Genomic DNA, 17,636 nt, shown 5'->3' on the forward strand with positions numbered 1-17,636 from the left:
GGGAGACAGATCATCGGTACACGCCAGTACCTCGGCTTTTTCGGTACTTTTCGAAACAGCTGCGCCAAGCGGTGATAGGATTTTGGCTCTTGTTTGTTGTAGCGCTGGGGCACTATGCATCACATTCCGAAACTTTCCGCTCCTGACGACTCGATGCGGATGGGAGAAACCACGCTAGCGGAAGGGCAAGGTTTGCCGCTCTCCTTCGGTCATGCTTACTTGACGCTACTGGTATGCCTCTGCGGTAGTGCCCACTTCACTCTTAACTTCAAAGAGCATGCGGTTAAACGTGGTGCTGTGATGCTGCTGGCTGAGGACACTATTGCCTTGCTCAAACGTCGCTCGCGCCGCTTCAAGGTGTTTTTCTGCCTTATGCCGAAAAGTTTTGCCGCAGAGGTTGCCTACCCACTACCCAATACCTTGTTCGTATTTCTGCATGACCATCCTCATTGCGTTCCATCCAAGGACGACATGCCGCTGATAGAGGGGTGGGTGACGCAGATGCGGAACATTGCGCAGACCTGTCCCACCTACCAACGCATCATGTTGCGCAATCAGCTACAGAACCTCTTTTTGAAAATAGCCGAGCAACTTCCAGCCAACCAGATAGAAAACAGGGGATTCAGCCGGAAGGAAATGCTTAGTTGGCGCTTCTGGGAATTGATAGGCAAACATTGTGTGCGCCACAGAGATGTGAAGTTCTACGCCGACGCACTGAATATCACGCCGTTCTATCTGTCGCAGTTGACCAAAGCGTTTTTCAATGACACTCCCAAGGGCCTGATCGATCGGCAGGTAACCTTGGAGATCAAGGCTCTTCTTTCATACAGTGACTTGGCTATTGGCCGTGTGGCCGACGAACTGAACTTCGTCGACGCGTCTTACTTGTGTCGCTACTTCAAGCGCCAAACGGGAATTTCGCTCTCCCGTTATCGTAAGCACAAGAGAGAGGAGGGGGGGCTGGACTGACCTGCGGTCGGAATAGAGAAGGGAAGGCGCACTACATTTTGATTACATATATAGCGTTCACTTTAGGTCGGCTGCCATATTTCACAGCAAGCATCATTCGGCAGACTCAGTTGAGAATCGGGCTGCCTGAACGGATTGAATAGTGGCTGGTTAAAACGCCTTTTTTGCAAACGACTAACTGAAATCTGAGTTCGGAAGCCTTTGCCGACGTAAAGAATTCAACTTCGAGCGCATTATTTTCTTCTGCAGAAACCATGGGCGAATTTTTCAACGGAGTCAGCCAAATGCAGTCACTCGAATGCGTCTACTAAACCAGGGCGCTTTAGTATTCCATGACATCATTCGGTATTCCAAAAATCACCCCTGAAGGGCTTGGAACACCCTGTCGAAAACAAGTAGGTGTGGATTTTGTCGGACGTCTGCGGGCAGCTAATAGAGGTCAAGGCCCTGCATTTTCTGAATTCCAGGCACAAAAAAAGACGTCCATGGACGTCTTTTCTTGTTGAGTTGGTGGAGCCGGGGGGATTTGAACCCCCGTCCGCCAGTACTCCGCTGTCGGTACTACATGCTTAGCCGTGTCTATTGAGTTAACCCTCAGCGACCCGACGGGCAGGGTGCTTTGGGCGAGTTGTGTAAGTTTTAGCCGCTTCGTCCACAACGTACTGCACGGCGATTCTGTTCTATATGACAATCATTTTGGGTTTACAGACATCCCCTGATGATTGCTGGACCCGAAGGTACCAGGGGGGAAGGGCTAAGGCTGCTTACGCAGCGAGAGCGTAATCCCCGTAGGTTTCGTCATTGGCAACTATAGGAAGTTGCAACAGTGGATTTACGAGTTCTGTTACCAACTCGGCATGCACCTAAAGTTTCGCAACCGGCGTCGAATCCTAAACGGCCCCGAACCTGTTGTGCATTACCAACAGGTGGACGGATTCTACGCTAACCGAGGCCAGAAGGCCAACCCGAAGGTTGGCCCAGTGCATCGGCCTACTGATCGCCCTTGGTGTTGTTCTGCAATTGCTGGATGGCCTGGGTGGTCAGGGAGATGCAGTTCTTGGTGCCTTCCTCGGTGCCTTTGGCGTGTTCGGCGGTGGCTTGCTGGACCTTGGCGTCGATGTCGCTGCTCAGGTCCGAGCTCATGGCTTCGGTGCTGACCTTGGCATCCTTGATTTTTTGCAGGTTGATCTGGCACAGGTCCTCTTGCCCGGCGGCAAACACCGGGGAGGCCAGCATCGCGGCGGTAATGAACAGTCCAGCCAGTGCGGAACGCTTCATGGTTATCTCCTTGATCGCAGGGGCTCGGTGTTGCCGGTCAACAGGGCCGGCTGCCGAGTGGGCTAAGCCCTTTTTTGCGGGCCTAGAAAATGGACTGTAGCCGCGCTCTGGGGTTCTGTTTTTTTTTCGAAGAAATGAAAAAGCCAGGGGCGTTTTCCGCCAGGCACAAAAAAGGGGCGAAAACGCCCCTTGGTTGCGCGATTCGATGGCTCAGACCGCCTTGGCCCGGGTGACCCGATCCACCAGGTAGACCAGCCCGTGATAGTCGATCCCGCCATGCTGGCTGAGGCCGATTTCACAGGTGCGGCTTGTGGAGATGCCTTCGCTGCAATACTGCACCGCGTCCTTGAGGCTGCGCAGGGAGTGGGCGTTGAGTTCCGGGGTGGTGAAACCCTTGTCGCCGGCGAAACCACAGCAATGGATGTCTTCGGGGATCACCACGTTGTTGCTGCAACGCCGGGCCAGGTCGATCAAGGCCTGGCTCTCGCCCAGGTGCTGGGTGCTGCAGGTGACGTGCACCGCGATCGGCGCTTCCTGCGGCGTGAACTCCAGGCGCTCCAGCAGGTGGGTGCGGATGAAGCGCACCGGGTCGTAGAGGTCCATGCGCACGTCCCCCAGGTCCTGCACCAGGCGCAGGGTGCAAGGGCTGGTGTCGCAGTAGATCGGGTCGAGGCCGCCCCGGCTGGCGTGGAGCAGGGCGCCGATCAGTTCCTGGCGCTTGTCCTCGGCCTGGGTGGCGTAGCCCTTGGAGGCGAACGGCTGGCCGCAGCAGAGGTTGTCCAGGTTGTCCGGCAGCACTACTTGATAACCGGCCTTTTCCAGCAGACCGCGGGTTTTCTCGTAGAGCGAGCTTTGCTCCTTGTCGCCCGCCGCTGGCCCCATGACCCGGGACACACAGGCTGCCAGGTACACCACCCGCGGACGCGCGTCGCTGACGCTCGGGCTGAAGCGAATGGCCTTTTCCGGCTGAGGCATGGCACTGCTCCACTGCGGCACCTGGCCTTTGGATAGGCGTGTCAGGCTCGCCGACAGCTTGCTCAGGCGCGGCGCGCCCAAGAGCATGCGCGCACCGTTGGCCACGTGCAGGGTGAAGCGGGCGCCCTGCAAGGTGGTGGCGAAGTGTGAGCCGAGCCAGTCGGCGGTGCCGTTATGGGTGGCGTGTTCACTGCGCAGTTTCTTCACCAGCTCGCCGGTGTTGATGCCCACTGGGCAGCGCTGGGCGCACAGCCCGGTGGCGGCGCAGGTGTCGATGCCCTGGTACTGATAGGCCGCTTCCAGTTCCGTGGTGTCGATGCCGGCCCGTTTGCGTGCCTGGATATCACGCCAGATGACGATGCGCTGGCGCGGGCTCAGGGTCAGCCCCTTGGACGGGCACACCGGCTCGCAGAAGCCGCACTCGATGCACTTATCCACAATCTCGTCGGCCGCCGGCAGTGGCTTGAGGTGCTTGAGGTGGATCTGCGGGTCTTCGCTGAGCACCACGTCCGGGTTGAGGATGTTGTTGGGGTCCAGCAGGCGCTTGAGTTGCCACATCAGCTGGTAGGCATCGCTGCCCCATTCCAGCTCGACGAAGGGTGCCATGTTGCGCCCGGTGCCGTGCTCGGCCTTCAGCGAACCGCCGAATTCCACCGCCACCAGTTGCGCCACGTCGTCCATGAACGCCTGGTAGCGGTTCACTTCCTCGCTGCTGTTGAAGCCCTGAGTGAAGACGAAGTGCAGGTTGCCCTCCAGGGCGTGGCCGAACAGGATCGCTTCGTCGTAGTGGTGCTTGTCGAACAGCTCGATCAGGCGGTTGACACCGATGGCCAGCTGTTCCACGGGGAAGGTCACGTCTTCGATGATCACCGTGGTGCCGGTCTTGCGCACCGCGCCCACCGCCGGGAAGGTGTCCTTGCGAATCGCCCAGAGCTTGGCGTTTTCCTGCGGGTCTTCAGTGAAGTCCACCTGTTTTTCCACCGGGAAGGTGGCCAGGGAATTCATGATCTGCGCCAGTTGCTCGTGCAGCAGTGATGAGGACGCGGCGCGGGATTCGATCAGCAGCGCGCAAGCGTTGGCCGAGAGTTGCTGGACGAAGGCCGGCATGCCGGGCTTGTCCTGCACCGAGCGCAGGCTGCGGCGGTCCAGCAGTTCCACAGCAGATACCGGCTGGCTCTTGAGCACGGTCACCGCGTTGCAGCAGGTGTCCACATCGGGAAAGACGATCAGCGCCGACGCCTTGTTCGGGTGGTCGATCACCGTGTCGTAGGTCACTGCGCTGATAAAGCCCAGGGTGCCCTCGGAACCCACCAGCAGGTGGCTGAGGATGTCCAGTGGCTCGTCGAAATCCACCAGGGCATTGAGGGACAGGCCGGTGGTGTTTTTCAGCCGGTATTTGTGGCGGATCTTCGCTGCCAGCTCGCTGTTGGCGCGGGTGCTGCGGCCCAGTTCGGCCAGGCGCTCCAGCAGCGGACCATGGCTGGCGCGGAAGGCGGCGACGCTGGCCTCATCCTCGGTATCCAGACGCGTGCCATCGGCCAGTACCAGGCGAATGCCGGCCAGGGTGTGATAGGTATTCTGCGCGGTACCGCAGCACATGCCGCTGGCATTGTTGGCGACGATGCCACCGATCTTGCAGGCGTTGATCGAGGCCGGATCGGGGCCGATCTTGCGCCCGAAAGGTGCCAGCCAGGCATTGGCCTGGGCGCCGATCACACCAGGCTGCAGACGAATCTGCGCACCCTGGTGGCGAATCTCCTTGCCGTTCCAGTTATCCCCCAGAACGATCAGCACCGAGTCACTGATGGCCTGCCCGGAAAGGCTGGTGCCCGCCGCACGGAAGGTCACCGACACCCGGTCGCGCTGGGCCAGCTGGAGCAGGGCGACCACTTCGTCCTCGGACTCGACGCGGATCACCAGCTTGGGGATCAGCCGGTAGAAGCTGGCGTCGGTGCCGAAGGCCAGGGTCGAGAGCGGGTCGTCGAAGCGCCGCTCCTGGGGAATCAGTTGCTGGGCATCACGCAGAAAAGCGGCCGGTAGGCTCATTGGTCCTCCAGGATCAGCACCACCAGGTCTTTCGGGCCGTGGGCGCCGTAAGCCAGGACTTGCTCGATATCAGCGGTCTTCGATGGGCCGGACACCAGCAGCGCGTTGGTCGGCATGCCGGCGGCCCAGTTCATCTGTTGCTGCACCTGATAGAAGTTGTCGCGGATCTCGCTGGCCTTGAGCAGGGCGAAATGCACCGGCGGCACCAGGCTCATCAGCCGCGGTTCTTCCCGGGTTGGCCAGAGGATCAGGCTGCCGGTGGCGGCGATCGCGCCCAGGGTGGTCGTGAGGCTGGCCGGGGTGTCGTTGAACAGCTCGGCTTTCCATTCTTCCACCGGGCGGTCGTAGGCCTTGAGCGCTGGCAGTTGCGGGTGCTCGGCCCAGTACTGGGTGACCAACTGGCCGTGGGGCGTGCTCGGGGCGATCAGCAGGCTGGGCAACTGGCGTTCCTGCAGCAGGCGGGCCAGCAGTTCGGGCCAACCGGCGCCGGTGCTCAGGTGGATTTCGGTGTGCACTGCTTCCATCTGTTTGCGCAGCTGCGGGATGCGTTGTTCCGCGCTGTAGCTGTAAGGCTCGGTGACCAGCGCCTCATCGAAGTTATCCACAATCGGCGTGGTGCCGGTCAGGCTGTTGCGCAGCTTGGCGAGGATGTTGTGTTTCGCGCTCATCAGCGGTCTCCCTGCTTGTCCAGGTGCTCACGGGCCAGGTCGTGCAGCGACCGGGCGGCGGGTTTTGGCGCACTGTGGTTCTGCGTCCAGGGGCCGACCTTGCTCGGGGCGAGGGCGCGCAGCCGGGTGGCGGCCAGGGTGAACAGGCGATACAGGGTCGGCGAGCTATTGAGGCGGGCCCAGGCGTTCCAGATGAAACGTTCCTTGCGCGAGTACTTGCTGCCCTGGCCGCGCATCACTTGATGGGGGCTGTCCGGGGCCTTGACGTTTTCTTCCCGCAGTCGGCGCAGCAGGGCCGGGATCGGGATCTTCACCGGGCAGACTTCGCCACAGGCGCCGCACAGCGACGAGGCGCTGGGGTGGTCCGGTACCTTGGCCAGACCCACCATGTGCGGGGTGATGATCTTGCCGATCGGCCCCGGGTAGACCTCGCCATAAGTGTGGCCGCCGACCCGGGTGTAGACCGGGCAGTGGTTCATGCAGGCGCCGCAGCGGATGCAGTTCAGGGTCTGGCGCAGTTCGCTGTCGGCAAACGCCTGGCTGCGGCCGTTGTCCAGCAGCACCAAGTGCACTTCCTGGGGGCCGTCCAGCTCATGCTCTTTGCGCGGGCCGGAGATCATGTTGACGTAGGTGGTGATGGGCTGGCCCAGGGCCGAGCGGGTCAGCAGCGAGAGCAGCGGCACCACGTCCCGCAGGTTCTCGACGACTTTCTCGATCCCGGTGACGGCGATGTGCACTGGCGGCACGGTGGTGGACATGCGCCCGTTGCCTTCGTTTTCCACCAGCAGCAGGGTGCCGGTCTCGGCCACGGCGAAGTTGACGCCGGAGACGCCGATATCGGCTTCGAAGAATTTCTGCCGCAAGACCTTGCGACCGATCTGAATGAGTTGGTCAACGTCCTTGGTGTACTCCACGCCGAGTTTGTCGTGGAACAAGGACGCGACCTGACCGGCATTCTTGTGGATCGCCGGCATAATGATGTGTGAAGGCTTCTCGTGGTCGAGCTGGACGATGAACTCGCCCATGTCCGACTCAAGGCATTCAATGCCTTGTTCAGCGAGGACATGGTTCATTTCCATCTCTTCGCTGACCATCGATTTGCCCTTGATCACTTGCCGCGCCTCGTGAGCGCGGATGATCGAGAGGACGATGCCATTGGCTTCGTCCACCGTTTCCGCCCAGTGCACTGTCACACCGTTGCGGGTCAGGTTCTGTTCCAGGCGCTCGAGCAGGTCGGGCAGCTTGGACAACGCCCGGGCGCGAATCGCATTGCCCAGGGCGCGCAGGTGTTCTCTTTCGTGGGCATCGCTGAACGAGGCCGCACGCTTGGCCATGAGTGAATCCATGGCACTGCGAAAGTTGTTTCGCAGTTGTTGGTCACCCAGGGCCTGGTGGGCCCGGGTGCGAAAATCGTCCGCCACGTTGGTGGTCGGAATCAGCTCTGGGGTGCTCATTGCGCACCTCCAGTACGTTGCCAGAGGAAGCTCGCCAGGTGCTGGCCGCGCAATGCCTCTTGTTGTTTCTCCAGCGCGCCGTTGATGTTCATCAGGCAGCCGCAATCGGCACTCAGTACCTGGTGGGCGCCGGATTCCTTCAGCGCCCGGGTCTTGTCCGCCACCATGGCGCCGGAGATGTCCGGCATTCGGACGCTGAAAGTCCCGCCAAAGCCACAGCATTCGCTTTCGTGGCTGTGTTCTACCCGTTCTACGTTGCTCAGCTGTGACAGCAACTCACGGCCGTGCAGGTGGGTGTTCATTTCCCGGCGTGCCGAGCAGGAGGTGTGCAGCGCCACCTTGACCGGGGCGCCGCTGTCCTTGAGCTGCACCTTGCACACGTGCAGGAGGAACTCGGCCAGTTCATAGGTGCGGGCGGCCAGGGCCTGCACCTGTTTCAGCGTTTCGGGCTCGTCCTTGAACAAGTCCGCGTAATGCTCGCGCAGCATGCCTGCGCAGGAACCCGACGGCACCACCACCGGATAGTCGCCGGCAAACAGCGCCAGTTGCGAGCGGGCCACGGTGCGCGCCTGCTCGGTGTAGCCCGAGGTGTAGGCCGGTTGTCCGCAGCAGCTTTGCCCTTGCGGGTAGTCCACGCGAATACCTTCGCGCTCCAGCAGGTGAATCGCGTCCATCCCGGCTTCGGGATAGAACAGGTCGACCACGCAGGTGCCGAACAGGTAGACCCGCGCCGGTTTCGCGCTGGGGTACTGCCGGGGTTCGGCCAGCGGCGGTGCGACACGGGTCGCATTGGGCACGGCGTTGTAGAAAAGCTCGCTCATCAGGCGTGTCTCCGGGTGGTCCCGGTTATTCGTCCGTTGCGGCGGCTGAAAGATAAACCAGCAAGCTTTCAGCAGCCTTGCAGACCGGGTGGTGAATGCGGACGCCGCGGGTGAGGGCGGCGTCGGTTCTTTCGGTGTTGCTTAGTGCACCAGCATGCCGGTGAACCAGTAGGCCTGGGCCAGGGTGATCAGACCGACAATAGTGGCAAAGAACAGACTGTGCTTGAGGGTGAAGCGGAACAGGTCCGATTCCTTGCCCACCAGGCCGGTGGCGGCGCAGGCCACGGCGATCGATTGCGGCGAGATCATCTTGCCGGTTACGCCGCCGCTGGTGTTGGCCGCGACCAGCAGGGTGTCATTGACCCCGATCTGGTGTGCGGTGGTGGCCTGCAGCGAGCTGAACAGGGCGTTGGACGAGGTATCGGAGCCGGTGAGGAACACCCCGAGCCAGCCCAGGAACGGCGAGAAGAACGGAAACGCCGCGCCAGTCGCTGCCAGGACCAGGGCCATGGTCGAAGACATGCCCGAGTAGTTGGTGACGAAGGCGAACGCCAGCACCATGCCGATGGACAGGATCGGCCAGCGCAGCTCGTAGAAGGTCTCTTTCAAAGTGGTCAGACCAGTTTTGAAGTCGATCTTCAGTACCACCATGGAGATCAGCGCGGAGAAGAAGATCGCCGTGCCGGTGGCCGAGATCGGGTCGAGCTTGAACACCGCCGGGATGGCCGTTGGCGTGGTCACGATCGGTGCCATCTTGATCACCAGCTGATCCAGGTGCGGGATGGCGAAGTTGAACACCCAGCCGTACATCGAGCCGCCGGCAGCGAACATCGCCTTGAAGGGCTTGAGGGTCCAGATGGTCACCAGCACGGTGAGGATCAGGAACGGCGACCAGGCCTTGAAGATCTGGCCCAGGCTGTAGGGTGAGGCCTGGGTTTGGCGTGGCTGGCCGAAGCCACCGGCACTGGCGGTGATGGCCGCGCTGGAGGTGGCACCGGCAATCTGCGCGCCGGCGGTGCGCTTGGGCTGCCAGATTTTCAGGAACAGGGTCAGGGAGATCAGGCTGGCCAGGGCCGAGGTGATGTCCGGCAGTTCCGGGCCGATGAAGTTCGAGGTGAAGTACTGGGTGACGGCGAAGCTCAGGCCTGCCACCAGAGCGGCCGGCCAGGTCTCTTTGACGCCACGCATGCCGTCCATCATGAACACCAGCCAGAACGGCACGAAGAGCGACAGCAGCGGCAGCTGGCGGCCGGTCATGGCGCCGATCTTGAAGGCGTCGATGCCGGTCACCTGGCCGGCGACGATGATCGGAATCCCCAGGGCGCCGAAGGCCACTGGCGCGGTGTTGGCGATCAGGCACAGGCCGGCGGCGTACAGCGGGTTGAAGCCCAGGCCCACCAGCAGGGCGGCGGTGATCGCCACTGGCGCGCCAAAGCCGGCAGCCCCTTCAAGGAAGGCACCGAAGCAGAAACCGATCAGCAGCACCTGCAGGCGCTGGTCGTCGGTGATCGACAGCACCGAGCTGCGAATGATTTCGAACTGGCCGCTCTTCACGGTCAGCTTGTAGAGGAAAACGGCGGCGACAATGATCCAGGCGATGGGCCACAGACCGTAGGCAAATCCATAGCCAGCGGCAGCGAGGGCCATGTCGGCGGGCATCTGGAAGGCGAAGATCGCCACCAGGATCGACAAGGCCAGGGTGATACTCCCGGCGACGTGTCCTTTGAGACGGAACACGGCCAGAGCCAGGAAGAAGAACACGATCGGGATGACGGCGGCGAGGGCGGACAGGCCGAGGCTGCCAAGCGGGCTATAGAGCTGTTGCCAGGTTTGCATAATGGGGTGGCCCCTAATTGTTGTTGGTCAGGCACTGCTAGCGTCTTGGTTAATTGGTAAGACCAATTTACAATCGCTGTTGGCTAGGGTAAAAGCCTTGTGCTCGGTGTGTCAATTTGCCGCCCTAAAACTTTTGTCGAATGCGCTATGGCGCGGGCATCTGATCGGTGCAAATGGCCGTGTTCTGACAGGTGTTGGCGCGCCATGAATAGGCCAGAATAGAGCCCCCCGGCGAAGGGTCGGGAGGGTGGAGAGTGAGTTATGGGGTTTGATCAGATACGCCAGCGCCGTTTGTCCGACGATATCGTCGAGCGTCTGGAAGGGATGATTCTTGAAGGCACCTTGACGGCCGGCGAGCGGCTGCCGGCCGAGCGCGCCCTGGCCGAGCAGTTTGGTGTCTCCCGGCCCTCACTGCGCGAGGCGATCCAGAAGCTCACGGCCAAGGGGCTGCTGATCAGCCGCCAGGGTGGCGGCAACTACGTGGTGGAATCCCTGGGCTCGACCTTCAGCGATCCTCTGCTGCACCTGCTGGAAAACAACACCGATGCCCAGCGCGATCTGCTGGAGTTCCGGCATACGCTGGAAGCGTCCTGCGCCTATTACGCGGCGCTGCGGGCGACGGCAGTGGATCGTGAGCGACTGACTCAAGCCTTCGAGGAGTTGCAGGATTGTTATTCCCGTTCCGACGATGTCAGTCGTGCCGAGGAGGGGGCGGCGGATGCCAAGTTCCACTTGGCGATTGCCGAGGCCAGCCACAACGCCGTGCTGCTGCACACCATCCGCGGGCTATTCGACCTGCTCAAACGCAACGTGGTGACCAACATTGGCGGCATGTACAAGCAGCGCACGGAAACCCGCGACATGCTGATCAGCCAGCACCGCGACCTGTACCAGGCGATTATCGAAGGGCGGGCCGAAGAGGCGCGGGAAATCTCCAGCCGGCACATTCTCTATGTGCAGGAGGTGCTCGAAGAAGTGCGTCAGGAAGTGCAGCGAGTGGCCCGGGCCGAACGGCGCAAGGGCATGTAATGCAAATCGCCGGCAAGCCGGCTCCTACCTGGGTGTTGTAGGAGCCGGCTTGCCGGCGAAAGCGACCTCAAGGCAGGAAGATCAGTCTTCCTTGCCCTTGGTGCGCACCGCACGCTGCAGTTCGCGATCGGAATCGCGCTCGCGTTCGGTATGACGCTTGTCGTATTCCTTCTTGCCCTTGCCCAGTGCGATCTCACACTTGACCAGGTGCTTGCTCCAGTAGAGCGAAAGGCATACGCAGGCATAACCCTTCTGTTGCACGGCGGCAAACAGCTTTTCCAGCTCGCGCTGGTTGAGCAGCAGCTTGCGCGAGCGCGTAGGGTCGGCAATGACGTGGGTGCTGGCGGTGGTCAATGGCGTGAAGTGGCTGCCGAGCAACCAGGCTTCACCATCCTTGAGCAGCACATAACTGTCCACCAGCTGTGCCTTGCCTGCACGCAGACTCTTTACTTCCCAGCCGGCCAGGACCATGCCAGCCTCGAACCGATGTTCGATGAAGTAATCGTGACGCGCCTTTTTATTTTGCGCGATGGTCCCTGTTGGGTGTTTCTTCTGTTTAGCCATAGGGGCGGCATTATAGGGAGTTGCGCGCGCGTCGGCTACGGTGACGCAGCGTGCTTGAGCAGGTTGATTGAATCCCGGACAATGCGCGCTCTTTTTTTTCGGTTGGGCGTGTTAACGATGTCGACAGACAGGGTCTCTGTCCACGGCGGCTGGGCAAGCCGCTGGGTCTTTATACTCGCTGCAACTGGTTCGGCCGTGGGCCTGGGGAGTATCTGGAAATTCCCCTACATGGTCGGCGTCTATGGTGGTGGTGCCTTTGTCCTGGTGTTTCTGGCGTGTATTGCGTTGATCGGGTTGCCGGTGATGCTGGCGGAAACCCTGATTGGCCGCCGCGCGCGGCAAAGCCCGGCGAATGCCCTGAAGGTGCTGGCCCTGGAGGCCGGGCATTCGGCCAGGTGGTCCTGGGGCGCCTTTGCCGGAATGATCACGGCGCTGCTGATTCTCTCCTTCTATAGCGTGGTGGGTGGTTGGTCCCTGGACTACATCATCGACATGGGGCGCGGCGATTTTCAGGGTGTCACGGCGGATCAGGTTGGTGCCTATTTTTCCGCGGTGACGGCCGACCCCTGGCGCCTGACCCTGTGGCACACGCTGTTCATGCTGTTGTCGGCGCTGGTGATTGCCAAGGGTGTGGTGGCCGGGCTTGAGCGCAGCCTGCGGGTCATGATGCCGCTGCTGTTCGTGATGTTGCTGGTGCTGCTGGGCTACAGCATGACCACCGGGCATTTCATGCAGGGCCTGCACTTCATGTTCGACTTCAGCCTGGAGCGTTTGCTGGACGGGCTGTTACCAGCCATGGGGCACGCGTTCTTTTCCCTCAGCGTGGGAGTGGGCTCGATCATGATCTACGGCGCCTACATGCCCAAGCATTCGTCCCTGGCCGGCACCGTGGTCGGGGTGGCGCTGCTGGATACCTTCGTTTCGCTGGTGGCTGGGATGGCCCTGTTCCCCATTGTATTTGCCGCCGGGCTGAACCCCAGCGAAGGGCCGGGGCTGATGTTCATCAGCCTGCCGTTTGCCTTCGGGAATGTGGCGTTCGGCCAGCTTATGGGCGTAGTGTTCTTTATCCTGGTGGCGATCGCTGCCTGGAGTTCGGCCATTTCCTTGTTGGAGCCGATGGTGGCTTATCTCGTCGAGAGGACTAAAATCCGCCGCGGCTGGGTGACATTCTGGCTGGCATTCAGTTGCTGGTTTGTGGGATTGGGAACGGTGTTCTCTTTCAACATCTGGCAACAGGCCAAATTTTTCGTGAACGAAGGCGGCGTTTTTCATCTCTACCAATGGGGCGCGGCCGGCGGTCTGGACTTCTTTGGTGTGATCGACTTTTTCACCTCGCGGATCATGTTGCCTCTTGGCGGTTTGTGCTTCGTGGTATTTGCAGGTTGGGTGATGGGCCGTGAGGCAGTTCGTGATGAGCTGTCGTTACGTAGCCCGCTGTTGTTCGCTCTGGCCTTGTTTTTGATGCGCTATGTGGCGCCCGTCGGCATTCTTGTGGTGTTTGCCGCCCAGTTGTGGAAATGAAGCTCACATGACGACCCATATTCAACGTTCGGCCCTTCTGCCCTATCCGGCGCAGTTCCTTTACGACCTGGTCAATGACGTGGCCCGGTACCCGGAGTTTCTGCCCTGGTGCTCGTCGGCCGAGGTGCTGGAAAGCAGCGAAGAGCGGATGCGCGCGAGCCTGGCGGTGGCCAAGGGCGGCATGAGCCAGCGCTTCGTTACCTGCAACAATCTGGTGCCGGGGCAGTCGATCGAGATGAATCTGGAGGAGGGGCCATTCAATCAGTTGCATGGCGTGTGGGTGTTCAAGCCGCTGGGCGAGAAGGCCTGCAAGATCAGCCTTGATCTGTCTTTCGATTATGCGGGGCCTTTGGTTCGAGCGACCTTGGGGCCGCTGTTCAACCAGGCGGCGAATACCCTGGTGGACGCTTTCTGCCAGCGGGCCAAGCAGTTGCATGGCTGAGCCGATGATTTCGATTGAGGTGGCCTACGCGGCTGTCGATCGCCAGGCGTTGATCAGTGTGCAGGTGCCCCAGGGGTCGACGCTGCGTGCAGCCTTGCAGGCTTCAGCCATCGGGCAGCAGTTTCCCGAACTGGATCTGGCGGCTTGTCCGGTGGGGATCTTCGGCAAGCAGGTCAGTGACCCTGAACAGCATGTGATTCAGGCGGGGGATCGGATTGAGGTCTATCGCCCATTGCTGGCCGATCCGAAAGAGGTTCGGCGTCTGCGGGCGGCGAAAGCGGCCGAGGCACGCAAGCGCGAATCGTGATTGATGGTGACAGGCAATAAAAAGCCCGGGCATGCCCGGGCTTTTTTATTTCGCCACAAATTATTCCGGCGAAGTATCCAGTGGTTCAGGCGTAGGAACTGGCACGGTTTTCACGCCATCCACGTCCTTCTGGATCTGGTCGAGCAGCGAGCCAGGCTTGGCTGGTTTCTCGGCTTTTGGTTTCTCGACGTTCTCGGCAGGCGCTGTCACGGTGTTGGCGCTGTCCTTGCCCAGCAGGGCTTCGTCGCGGCTTACACCTGGCATGAAGTCACCGGCCAAGCTGACCAACTGGTCGTTGCCGTTGAAGATCAGGCTCACGCGTTCCTGTTGGCGTTCACCACCACCAGGCTGCAGGCTGTAGAGATAATCCCAGCGATCGGCATGGAACGTGTCGGTCAACAGAGGGTTGCCCATGATAAACCGTACTTGCCGTCGGGTCATTCCGGGGCGCAACTGGTCTATCATGTCCTGCGTGACGACATTGCCCTGCTGGATGTCGATTTTGTAAACCCCGGGGAATGAACAACCGGCGAGTGCGAGCAGTCCCACGAAGGTGAAACTGGTTAGCAAGAGCTTGGTGTTTTGCATCGGTGGGCGACTTCCACTATCTTGGCTGGGACAACGTAAACCCCGATCATACCCGCATTAAGAGAAGCTGCGAAGCAGCATCGGCGAGAAAGCTGACCATGGTTGAAAATAGCGAACTACGTAAAGCCGGCCTCAAAGTGACTCTGCCACGAGTCAAAATTCTACAAATGCTCGATTCCACCGAGCAGCGGCACATGAGCGCCGAGGATGTCTACAAGGCGCTGATGGAAGCTGGTGAGGATGTGGGTCTGGCCACGGTTTACCGTGTACTGACTCAATTCGAAGCAGCCGGACTGGTGGTACGCCATAATTTTGATGGCGGTCACGCTGTATTCGAGCTGGCGGATGGCGGTCACCACGACCATATGGTCAACGTGGAGTCTGGTGAAGTGATCGAATTCTTCGACGAAGAAATCGAAAAGCTTCAGAAGGCGATTGTCGAAAAGCACGGTTTCGAGTTGGTGGATCACAATCTTGTGCTGTACGTGCGCAAGAAGAAGTAAGCCCCTCACGCGGCGTTTATCGTCGTGAAACGATCGAAGGCGACCCTAGGGTCGCCTTCGTGTTTTGTGCCTATATAAAAGAAGCGCTGAAGGTTCAGGCCTTGGCGGTCACCACCATTTTCTTGGCGTGGGCCAGAGACTCCTTGGTCAGGTCGATGCCGCCGAGCATCCGCGCCACCTCCTCGACCCTCTCATTCTTGCCCAGCTTGGATACTGCGGTATGAGTGGCATCGCTGCCGCGCACCTTGTGCACGAACAGATGCTGATGCCCCTGGGCGGCGACTTGCGGCAGGTGTGTCACGGTCAATACCTGGCCGCGTTCGCCGAGGCGGCGCAGCAGCTGGCCGACGATCTCGGCTGTCGGGCCGCCAATCCCCACGTCGACTTCGTCGAATACCAATGTGGGAACCCGCGAGGTCTGCGCGGTGATGACCTGGATCGCCAGGCTGATACGTGACAGCTCACCGCCGGACGCGACTTTCGCTAGGGCCTTGAGGGGTTGCCCGGGGTTGGCACTGACCAGCAGTTCCACCTGCTCCAGGCCGTTGGGCAGCAGTTCATCGCTGCTGTTGGCGCGCAGTTCGATGGTGAAGCGCCCTCCGGGCATGCCCAGGCGCTGGATTTCCTGCTCCACTGCGCTGGCCAGGCTGGTCGCGGCCTGCTGGCGCAACTGGCTCAGTTCCTGGGCTTTCTCCTGATAATGACGAGCGAAGGATTGCAGCTCTTCGCCCAACCGTTCGATGGATTCGTCATTGGCGTCCAGAGTCTCGATTTCATCCAGCAGGGTTTGCTGCATGGCGGCGAGTTCGAAGGGCTGGATGCGATGCTTGCGCGCCAGGGTATAGATGGCGTCGAGGCGTTCTTCGAGTTGTTGCAGGCGTGCCGGATCAGCGTCGAAGTGGTCAAGGAAACGATTCAACTCGCCCACGGCCTCTTCGACCTGGATCTGCGCGCTGGCCAGCAGGTTGGTGGCCTCGCCCAGGGAGCCCGAGGAGTTGCCGATGCTCGACAGGCGGTTGAGGCTGACAGTCAGGGCGTTCAGGACATTGCCTGAATCACTTTCGCTGCATTGCTCCACCACCTGGCGGCAGATGCCCAGCAGGGTTTCGGCATTGGTCAGGTTCTTGTGCTCCTGCTCCAGCTGTTCGAGTTCATTTTCCCCGAGCCCCAGGTTTTCCAGTTCTTCGAGCTGGTAGCTGAGCAGTTGATGGCGAGCGCGCTGCTCGTCGCCGGAGTTGGACAGGCGCTCCAGCTCCAGGCGGGTCTGGCGCCAGCGCTGAGCAGCCAGTTGCACCTGGCGCGCCAGGTCGGTTGCGCCGGCGTACTCGTCCAGCAGGCGCCTATGGGTATCGGTCTTGAGCAGCGACTGGTGTTCATGCTGGCTGTGGATATCGATCAGCAGTTCGCCCAGGGCTTTCAAGTCTCCGAGCGGGCAGGGCGTACCGTTGATATAGCCGCGGGAACGTCCTTCTGCCGTGATGACTCGACGCAGGATGCACGGGCCGTCAGTGTCCAGGTCGCGCTCGGCCAGCCAGGCGTGGGCCTCGGGGATATCCGCCAGATCGAAGGTGGCGAGGATATCGGCCTTGTCGGCTCCGGGGCGTACCACGCCGCTGTCGGCACGATCACCCAGGGTCAGGCCGAGCGCGTCGAGCATGATCGACTTGCCGGCACCGGTCTCGCCGGTAATGACGCTCATCCCGCGATCGAGTTCCAGATCCAGGTGTTCGACGATGGCGTAATTGTGTACGGACAGGTGCACCAGCATTAAGGCCGCTCCCAAACTAGATGTCTGGTTATTTATACAGTGTTTTGTTTCGGGCTGACAATGCTTTCCCTTAGCTCGATTTGCTTGGTCGTTCTGGCTTTTTAGTGCGCTCGGTAATGTCCACATACAGGATTTATCGGGTCGGAACGACTTTTGCTGTGGCTGCGGACTTGAACCTTGAAAATGCGACCCCATATAGCTGGGCAGAAGAGTGAGCCCGGCTCACAGACGATATTGAAAGGAGAATTTCATGGCTGACGAACAGACGCTGGATACGCAAAATCTAGACGCCAATCAGGCTCCCGAGGCATCGGGTGATGACCTGGCGGCTCGTGTACAAGTGCTCGAAGAGCAACTGGCTGGCGCGCAGGATCAGGCTTTGCGTGTTGCTGCCGATCTGCAGAACGTCCGCCGCCGCGCCGAGCAGGACGTGGAGAAAGCTCACAAATTCGCGCTGGAGAAGTTTGCCGGCGACCTGCTGCCGGTGATCGACAGCCTGGAGCGTGGCCTGGAGCTGTCCAACCCGGACGACGAAAGCATCCGCCCGATGCGTGAAGGCATCGAGCTGACCTTGAAGATGTTCCACGACACCCTCAAGCGTTATCAGCTGGAAGCCATCGATCCACACGGCGAACCCTTCAACGCTGAACAGCATCAGGCCATGGCCATGCAGGAAAGCGCGGATGTCGAGCCGAACAGTGTTCTGAAAGTGTTCCAGAAGGGTTACCAGCTCAACGGTCGCCTGCTGCGCCCGGCCATGGTCGTGGTCAGCAAGGCTCCTGCACCGGTTTCGCCTTCGATTGACGAAAAGGCTTGAAAACGGCTGTAGAGCCCCCATTTATCAGTCAAGCGTTTAAGTGCTACCGC

Annotated in this window: 16 protein-coding genes and 1 other RNA gene; 7 read left to right on the forward strand and 10 right to left on the reverse strand. The window is 60.6% G+C overall.

Going from position 1 to position 17,636, the window contains the following annotated elements; translation table 11 throughout:
• Positions 1-114: 114 nt before the first annotated feature.
• Positions 115-969, forward strand: coding sequence for a helix-turn-helix domain-containing protein (locus AC1RMG_RS07065; RefSeq protein ID WP_493168831.1), 855 nt, complete (start codon positions 115-117; stop codon positions 967-969).
• 508 nt (positions 970-1,477) lie between these two features.
• On the opposite strand, the gene ssrA is transcribed toward AC1RMG_RS07065, so the two are convergent.
• From ssrA to AC1RMG_RS07100, 7 genes are all read right to left on the reverse strand, one after another.
• Positions 1,478-1,871, reverse strand: a transfer-messenger RNA (tmRNA) gene (ssrA, locus tag AC1RMG_RS07070).
• An 88-nt stretch (positions 1,872-1,959) separates the two neighbouring features.
• Positions 1,960-2,247, reverse strand: coding sequence for a PA2433 domain-containing protein (locus AC1RMG_RS07075; protein WP_015634102.1), 288 nt, complete (start codon positions 2,245-2,247; stop codon positions 1,960-1,962).
• Positions 2,248-2,457: 210 nt separating this feature from the next.
• The gene (locus AC1RMG_RS07080; protein ID WP_368994647.1) at positions 2,458-5,268 is read right to left on the reverse strand and encodes an FAD-binding and (Fe-S)-binding domain-containing protein; all 2,811 of its coding nucleotides are present in this window, start codon (positions 5,266-5,268) and stop codon (positions 2,458-2,460) included.
• Positions 5,265-5,936 (reverse strand): LutC/YkgG family protein, encoded by a 672-nt coding sequence (locus AC1RMG_RS07085; protein WP_077933336.1) that lies wholly within the window; start codon positions 5,934-5,936, stop codon positions 5,265-5,267. The genes AC1RMG_RS07080 and AC1RMG_RS07085 overlap by 4 nt, the downstream gene beginning before the upstream one ends.
• Positions 5,936-7,390: a LutB/LldF family L-lactate oxidation iron-sulfur protein gene (locus AC1RMG_RS07090; protein WP_065364634.1), complete on the reverse strand. Its 1,455-nt coding sequence runs from the start codon at positions 7,388-7,390 to the stop codon at positions 5,936-5,938. The genes AC1RMG_RS07085 and AC1RMG_RS07090 overlap by 1 nt, the downstream gene beginning before the upstream one ends.
• Entirely contained in the window at positions 7,387-8,211 is an 825-nt protein-coding gene (locus tag AC1RMG_RS07095) for a (Fe-S)-binding protein (RefSeq protein ID WP_060837473.1), read from the reverse strand. The genes AC1RMG_RS07090 and AC1RMG_RS07095 overlap by 4 nt, the downstream gene beginning before the upstream one ends.
• Positions 8,212-8,352: 141 nt before the next feature.
• Complete coding sequence (locus tag AC1RMG_RS07100) at positions 8,353-10,047, reverse strand: lactate permease LctP family transporter (RefSeq protein ID WP_373940329.1); 1,695 nt, start codon at positions 10,045-10,047, stop codon at positions 8,353-8,355.
• 261 nt (positions 10,048-10,308) lie between these two features.
• Here AC1RMG_RS07100 and AC1RMG_RS07105 point away from each other — a divergent pair, with 261 nt between their 5' ends.
• Entirely contained in the window at positions 10,309-11,076 is a 768-nt protein-coding gene (locus AC1RMG_RS07105; RefSeq protein ID WP_072451306.1) for an FCD domain-containing protein, read from the forward strand.
• Between the two features lie 81 nt (positions 11,077-11,157).
• Here AC1RMG_RS07105 and smpB read toward each other — a convergent pair whose 3' ends face one another.
• A complete protein-coding gene (gene smpB / locus AC1RMG_RS07110; RefSeq protein WP_011059180.1) occupies positions 11,158-11,640 on the reverse strand; it encodes an SsrA-binding protein SmpB in 483 nt (160 codons plus the stop codon).
• Positions 11,641-11,757: 117 nt separating this feature from the next.
• Between smpB and AC1RMG_RS07115 the strand changes: the two genes are divergently transcribed.
• Genes AC1RMG_RS07115 through AC1RMG_RS07125 form a run of 3 tightly spaced genes read left to right on the forward strand, consistent with a single transcriptional unit; the run spans position 11,758 to position 13,910 of the window.
• Positions 11,758-13,161 (forward strand): sodium-dependent transporter, encoded by a 1,404-nt coding sequence (locus tag AC1RMG_RS07115; protein WP_011059181.1) that lies wholly within the window; start codon positions 11,758-11,760, stop codon positions 13,159-13,161.
• Between the two features lie 7 nt (positions 13,162-13,168).
• Entirely contained in the window at positions 13,169-13,603 is a 435-nt protein-coding gene (locus tag AC1RMG_RS07120) for a type II toxin-antitoxin system RatA family toxin (protein ID WP_011059182.1), read from the forward strand.
• Positions 13,596-13,910, forward strand: a complete 315-nt coding sequence (locus AC1RMG_RS07125; RefSeq protein ID WP_053149012.1) for an RnfH family protein — start codon at positions 13,596-13,598, stop codon at positions 13,908-13,910. The genes AC1RMG_RS07120 and AC1RMG_RS07125 overlap by 8 nt, the downstream gene beginning before the upstream one ends.
• A gap of 60 nt (positions 13,911-13,970) precedes the next feature.
• Here the strand turns inward: AC1RMG_RS07125 and AC1RMG_RS07130 are convergent, their stop codons facing one another.
• Positions 13,971-14,498 carry an outer membrane protein assembly factor BamE gene (locus tag AC1RMG_RS07130; protein ID WP_011059184.1) on the reverse strand — a complete coding sequence of 176 codons (528 nt, stop codon included), beginning with the start codon at positions 14,496-14,498 and terminating at the stop codon, positions 13,971-13,973.
• A 98-nt stretch (positions 14,499-14,596) separates the two neighbouring features.
• Between AC1RMG_RS07130 and fur the strand changes: the two genes are divergently transcribed.
• Positions 14,597-15,001, forward strand: coding sequence for a ferric iron uptake transcriptional regulator (gene fur / locus AC1RMG_RS07135; protein WP_011059185.1), 405 nt, complete (start codon positions 14,597-14,599; stop codon positions 14,999-15,001).
• Positions 15,002-15,095: 94 nt separating this feature from the next.
• Here fur and recN read toward each other — a convergent pair whose 3' ends face one another.
• On the reverse strand, positions 15,096-16,769 hold the full coding sequence (recN, locus tag AC1RMG_RS07140) for a DNA repair protein RecN (protein WP_011059186.1): 1,674 nt from the start codon (positions 16,767-16,769) through the stop codon (positions 15,096-15,098).
• Between the two features lie 250 nt (positions 16,770-17,019).
• Between recN and grpE the strand changes: the two genes are divergently transcribed.
• Entirely contained in the window at positions 17,020-17,586 is a 567-nt protein-coding gene (gene grpE / locus AC1RMG_RS07145) for a nucleotide exchange factor GrpE (RefSeq protein WP_011059187.1), read from the forward strand.
• Positions 17,587-17,636: the final 50 nt, after the last annotated feature.

It is taken from the genome of Pseudomonas sp. GW822-FHT04H02 (genome assembly GCF_058800645.1).